The 6,096-nt window shown below is 64.2% G+C and carries 6 protein-coding genes; 1 reads left to right on the forward strand and 5 read right to left on the reverse strand.

All coding sequences use genetic code 11. The features are described 5' to 3' along the window. Positions 1-500: 500 nt before the first annotated feature. On the forward strand, positions 501-1,187 hold the full coding sequence (locus tag EOA36_RS24115) for an isochorismatase family cysteine hydrolase (RefSeq protein ID WP_127279723.1): 687 nt from the start codon (positions 501-503) through the stop codon (positions 1,185-1,187). Between the two features lie 6 nt (positions 1,188-1,193). Here EOA36_RS24115 and EOA36_RS24120 read toward each other — a convergent pair whose 3' ends face one another. The 5 genes from EOA36_RS24120 to EOA36_RS24145 form a co-directional block, all read right to left on the reverse strand. Next, complete coding sequence (locus EOA36_RS24120; protein WP_127279724.1) at positions 1,194-2,135, reverse strand: LLM class flavin-dependent oxidoreductase; 942 nt, start codon at positions 2,133-2,135, stop codon at positions 1,194-1,196. A 136-nt stretch (positions 2,136-2,271) separates the two neighbouring features. Continuing rightward, positions 2,272-2,427, reverse strand: a complete 156-nt coding sequence (locus EOA36_RS24125; protein WP_127279725.1) for a hypothetical protein — start codon at positions 2,425-2,427, stop codon at positions 2,272-2,274. A gap of 193 nt (positions 2,428-2,620) precedes the next feature. Then, on the reverse strand, positions 2,621-3,565 hold the full coding sequence (locus EOA36_RS24130; RefSeq protein WP_127279726.1) for an ABC transporter permease: 945 nt from the start codon (positions 3,563-3,565) through the stop codon (positions 2,621-2,623). Further along, positions 3,562-4,617 (reverse strand): ABC transporter permease, encoded by a 1,056-nt coding sequence (locus tag EOA36_RS24135; RefSeq protein ID WP_127279727.1) that lies wholly within the window; start codon positions 4,615-4,617, stop codon positions 3,562-3,564. The genes EOA36_RS24130 and EOA36_RS24135 overlap by 4 nt, the downstream gene beginning before the upstream one ends. 258 nt (positions 4,618-4,875) lie before the next feature. Further along, positions 4,876-6,096: ABC transporter ATP-binding protein (locus EOA36_RS24145; protein WP_145969282.1), on the reverse strand; the 1,221-nt coding region annotated here is incomplete at its 5' end.

A 6,096-nucleotide genomic window follows, 5' to 3' on the forward strand; every position in this document is an offset into this window, starting at 1 on the left:
GGTGCCGGTACAGCTGGAGCAGCTTGTGCCGCTTCTGCCGGCGCGGCAGGGGCCCCGACTACTGCTGCAGCGACGGCCGGTTGCTCCTGGGCCACCGCGCCGGTCGCCGCCAGGATCACCGATGCGACCAACGCCGCCAACAAACCATGTCTCGACACGAGCTTCTTCCTTGCTCTCACGGCGGCCAGAATGCGGTCTGGGTATCAGCTTCGGCCCCGGCCATGGCATTTCTCCAGCGCGGCCGCCGTTTTCCAATCCTGGTTACGGCAGGCAGGTGCCCGGGTTGACTATAAAACATGAACTTACTAGTCAACATTGAAGATGACAACGGCACTCAACAACTCTTGGGAATGTGCCGGTCAAAACCCTGAAGCGCCGTGACGGCTTGTTACCGATTATGGGCGATCCGCGCCGGCGATATCCACCGCACGATACCGGACTTCCGGTGTCGCGGCATCGATGCGAAGTCGCTAGAATGATCCGGCGGCAAGGAGCTCCGGATGATCAAGGCAATACCCTTCGACTACCCTTATGATGGCAGGCTGGTGGCCCAAAACACTGCGTTGATCGTCATCGACCTGCAACAGGATTTCCTGTCGACAACGGGCTATTTCGCCAGGAAGGGATATGACCCCTCGCCGCTGCGGGCGATCCTGCCCACGGTGAACCGCCTGATCGCGGCCGCGCGCAGGGCCGGGCTCACCATCGTCCACACCAGGCAGGGTTACCGCGCCGACATGGCCGACATGACGCCCTATGAGAAATGGCGCCGCAAGCGCGCCGGTCTCGACGGCACCGACGTCCTGCTGCGCTCGGGCGCGGGCTTCCAGATCGTTCCGGAGATCGATGTCGCACCGCACGACATCATCGTAGACAAGACCTGCAACAGCGCCTTCACCTATACGGATTTCGAGCTCGTGCTGCGCGCGCAAGGCATCACGCATCTGATGTTTTCCGGATGCACGACGGATGTCTGCGTTCACACCACGCTGCGCGAGGCCTGTGACCGCAATTTCCAGTGCCTGACCATTTCGGACGCCTGCGCTAGCGGTGATCAAAAGGCGCATGAAGCGGCGTTGCACATGGTGACGGTCGAGGACGGCGTCTTCGGCGTGCTGGCCGATTCGGACGCCGTCATCGATGGCCTGTCGCGGCTTGCCGGCAGACATCATGCAACAGAAGATTGACGGGCCTCAGCCCACTGCTCGCGTCTCCAGCCCAGCGCCAGGCGCATAAGCTCCGTGGTGGAATTCGTTAGCCTCCCGGCGCGCCAGGGAGTTGCGCAGCAACGCAATGGTTTCCCGGCCAGCCGTCGCGATCTCGTGTGGCGTGTCGACGCCGATGACCATGAACTCATCGATGCCGAGAGCCGCATAGGCAAGCAGCGACAGCGCGACCTGGGCCGGAGGCCCGGAGAGGTCGACCGTCTTTTGGCCGGCGACGGAAACACCTTGGTGGATCCTGACCGGAAGCGCGAAGCGCAGTTTGCCGGCGCGGCCATGTTCGGCCGCGGCGCGACGCGCCCGCTCCATCAATTGCCTGATATCGTCGATCGGACCCGGCGCCAGTTCGAAGACATCGGCATGCCGGCCTGCCACCTTCAGCGCAGTTCCGGATTGCCCGCCCATACGGATCACGAGGTCGGCGCCATGCGGACCCTTGCGCTCGATATAACCACCCTTGATGCTGTAGAACGCACCTTCGTGGTCGAAGGGCCGGTCGTTCGACCACAGCCGCTTCAACAGCACCAGATATTCGTCGATCCGCTGCCAGACGACGCCATGTCCGACCGGCCGTGTCTCGGCATCGTCGTCGTTCAACGGCTCGCTGATCATCCTGAGGGCCAGCCGTCCGCCGCTCCCCCTGTCGATGGACGCCAACTGGCGGGCAGCCACCGTCGGTTCGATCACGCCGGCCCAATGGGTGAGCACCACTTCCAGCGAAGCAGTGCGGTTGAGCACCTGGGCGGCAAGATCCATGTTGGTCAGCAGACCGGCCGAATCGTCGACGACGATCTTCTGGAAACCGCCGTCCTCGATCAGCCCGAGTTTGGTCGCGGTCTCTGCGAAGTCATAGAAAAAGGGAACCGTCGCGTCGGCGGTCTTGCCGGGAACATGCGTGAATTCGATCGGCATTGTCATCTCCTCCATCACTGGAATCACTGATGCTGTGAAATGCGAATCCACAGGCCCGAAAGCGCTCCGGGATCCGGTTCATTCAACTCCGATTGCCTGACAACTGTGGGGCAGCTACCCCTGCCGATCCGGTGCCTTAGGGAATAAGGCCCAGCACGACTGCCCCGGTGAACACGAACGCAAGGGCAAAGACGAGATAGGCGAAAGCGCCGGCGTAGGCCGGGCGAAAGCCCTGGGCATTGGCCAGCCTCTGGCCGCTGCTGTCGGTCTGGGCGTTCTGGATATAGGACATATCGACCTCCGTCTCGCCGGTTAATCTATAAAACTTGTAGACTTTGTCGATTGCTATTTTCCGGTCATTGGCAGAATTATTTTCTCATTGACCGCCAAAAATTGGTGTGAAATTGCTGTGGGGATCGATCGATCTGAGCAATCGACAGAGACAGCATGGCGGCATCCCTAGCGCGATGCAGGAAGGTTCTTGCCTACCGCTCTTCCCGTCGAAACGGCTTCAGCAGCGCCGAGGGCGCTACCGCGTTGCGCGACATCACCGCCATGGCGACAATCGTAAAGATGAAGGGCAGCATCAGGAACGCCTCGTAAGGGATGTGCCCGAGCCCGCTCGCTTGCATGCGCAGCTGGAGCGCATCGACGAAGGCAAACAGCAGCGCCGCACCCGCCGAGCGCCACGGATCCCAGCGGCCGAACACGACCAGCGCGATCGCCACCCAGCCGCGTCCGGACACCACGCCGAAGGTGAAGGCGTTGAACTGCGCCATCGACAGGAAGGCGCCGGCGAGCCCCATCAGTGCACCGCCAAGGATGACGGCCTGGAAGCGCGTGGCAATGACGCTGACGCCGGCGGAATCGGCGGCACGCGGGTTCTCGCCGACCATGCGCACCGACAGGCCCCATGGCGTGCGGTAGAGCACGAAGGCAGCGAGCGGGATGGCCAGGATCGCCATGTAGACCAGCGCGAACTGGTTGAACACCGCCGGCCCGAGAACCGGAATGTCCGACAGAACCGGTATCGGCAGCGTCTGAAAACCCTTGATGCTCGGCGGCAGCGATTGCTGGCCGAAGATCAGCCGGTAGAGGAAATAGGCAAGCCCCGATGAGAACAGCGTCACGCCGATGCCGCAGACATGCTGGCTGAGGCCGAGCGCCACCGTGAACAGCGCATGCAGCGCGCCCATCAGCATGCCGGTCAGCACCGCCACCAGCACGCCAAGCCACAGGCTGCCACTGAGGCTGGTGGCGGTGAAGCCGGTCATGGCGCATAGCAGCATGATGCCTTCAATGCCGAGATTGAGCACGCCGGCCCGTTCGGAGAACATTTCGCCGAGCGTGGCAAAGGCCAGCGGCGTGGCGATGCGGATGATGGCGGCGAGAAAGCCGACCTGAAAAATCTGTTCCAGCACGGCGCTCATCGGGCGACCCCGACGCGGCGGATCCGATAGGCGGTGAACAGCAGCGCGACCAGCATGGCGAGCAGAGCCGTGCCCTGGATGACGTCGCTGAGGAACGCCGGCACGCCGGTCGCGCGCGACATCGCTTCCGCACCGGTCATCACGGCGGCAAGGAAGATCGCCGCCGGCACCACGCCGAGCGGGTTGAGCCGCGCCAGCATGGCGACGACGATGCCGGAATAGCCGTAGCCCGGCGAAATATCGCTCATCACCTGGAAGTGCACGCCGCCGACCTCGCCGACACCGGCAAGGCCGGCCAGCGCGCCGGAAAGCAATGCTGTCGAGATCAGCACTCGCTCGACATGGATGCCGCCATATCTGGCGGCTTCCGGGTTTTCACCGGTGACGCGGATGCGGAAACCGAGCGTCGTGCGCACGATCAGGAACCAGATCAGCGGCGCCGCGACCAGCGCCACGATGACGCCGAGATGCAGCCGCGTGCCTTCGATCAGCACCGGAAAATTGGCCGAATCCTCGATCGGCGGCGAGATCGGGTAGCCGCTGAAGCTATCCTTCCACGGCCCTTCGATCAGCGCCATCAACGCGTAGTAGATGACCGAGTTGAGGAGCAGCGAACTGACGACGTCGTCGACCTTGAATTTGACCCGTAGCGCCGCGGGGACAAGCGCCACCGCCGCACCGGCAGCAGCACCGGCGATTGCCATCAGCAGCATGGCGAGTGGCCCCGGCATCGGGATCGCGCCGACGAAGCAACTGGCCACCGCGCCGGCCAGCAATTGCCCCTCGGCGCCGATGTTCCAGAACTTGGCCCGGAAGGCGACGGCGACCGCCAGCCCGGTGAAGATCATCGGTGCGGCGCGCACCAGCGTTTCGGTGATGGCATAGCTGTCGCCGAGCGAAGCGGTGAACATGACGCCATAGGATTCGAACACACCAGCCCCGGCCAGCGCGATCAGGCCGCTGCACAAGACGAGCGTGGCAGCGATCGCCAGCAACGGCAGTGCCAGGTTGAACCAGGCTGGCGTGGAGGTCCGGACTTCGAGGCGAAACATCAGCCTTGGCCCTCCGCTCTTGGGCTAGCCGCGGAACGTTGGCGCCGCCCCTCATCCGCCTGCCGGCACCTTCTCCCTGTACAGTGACGGGAAGAAGGGGACTGGCGGCAACGTCGGCGACTGTTTTCGCGACGTTGATGGTTGGCGAAACCATCGACGAGAGCGCCCCTCTCCCCGTCACTATACGGGGAGAGGATGCCGGCAGGCAGGTGAGGGGCGGCGCCGACCTCCCAAGCGAAACGTCGAGGCAAACCCATGCTACGCCTTCCCCTCCGCTCCGGTCATCAGCAGGCCAAGTCGCGCAACACTCGCATCGGCGCTGTCGAGCGTGCCGGCGATGCGGCCCTCATACATCACCGCGATGCGGTCGCAGAGCACCATCAGTTCCTCCAGATCCTCGCCGATGACGATGATGCCGCAGCCCTTGGCGCGCATGTCGAGGAATTTCTCGTGGATGAAACGGGCCGCGCCAATGTCGAGGCCGCGCGTCGGCTGTGAGACGATCAGAACCTTTGGGTCAAAGGCAAGCTCGCGCGCCAGCAGCGCCTTCTGCAGATTGCCGCCGGACAGCGCGCCGGCCCGCGTCATCGGCCCGGGACATCTGATATCATAGGCCTTGATCTGCGCCTCGGCGAAAGCGCGGATCGCATCCGGCTTGAGCAGCCCCCTGGCGGAGAAGGCTGATGTGCCGATGCGCGGCAGCACCATCGAATCGGCGAGTGGCAGATTGGTGACCAGCCCCGTCGTCATGCGGTCTTCCGGGATGCGGCCAAGGCCCAGCGCCTGCACTTCGCGCGGCGAGAAGTGCACGACCTGTTTGCCGGCTATCGTCATTTGGCCGTTGTCGGGCGCGCGCACGCCCGAGATCACCTCCGCCAGCGCTCGCTGGCCATTGCCCGAGACTCCGGCAATGCCGAGAATCTCGCCAGCACGCACCACAAGCGACACATCGCGCAACGCGGTGCCCGAATGCCGTGAGGTCGAAATGCGGTCGAGGATCAGCACATCGGCGCCCGGTGTCGATGGCCCACGCGCCGGCGGCACGATTTCATGGCCGCACATCAATTGCGCCATTGCAGCCGACGTCGTGTTTGCCGGATCATCGACACGGCCGGCGACGCGGCCATGCCGCAGCACGGTGCAGCGATGCGTCAGCGCCCGCACCTCGTTGAGCTTGTGCGAGATGAAGATGATGCCGAGCCCCTGCGCCGCCATCGACCGCAACGCCGAAAACAGCCCGTCGACCTCGCTCGGCGCCAGCACGGCGGTCGGCTCGTCGAGGATCAAGAGCCTTGCGCCGCGAAACAGCGCCTTGACGATTTCGAGCCGCTGCTGCTCGCCCACCGACAGCGCGGAGACCGGCAGGTTGGGGTCGAGTGTCAGCCCGTGCTGGCTGCTGATTTCGGCGAGCCGCACCAGCCCGCCGGCGCGATCGATCCGCCCCGCCTTACCCGGAATGCCGATGAGCAGGTTTTCCAG

Origin of the sequence: Mesorhizobium sp. M8A.F.Ca.ET.021.01.1.1, from assembly GCF_003998025.1 — a bacterium.
GTDB lineage: Bacteria > Pseudomonadota > Alphaproteobacteria > Rhizobiales > Rhizobiaceae > Mesorhizobium.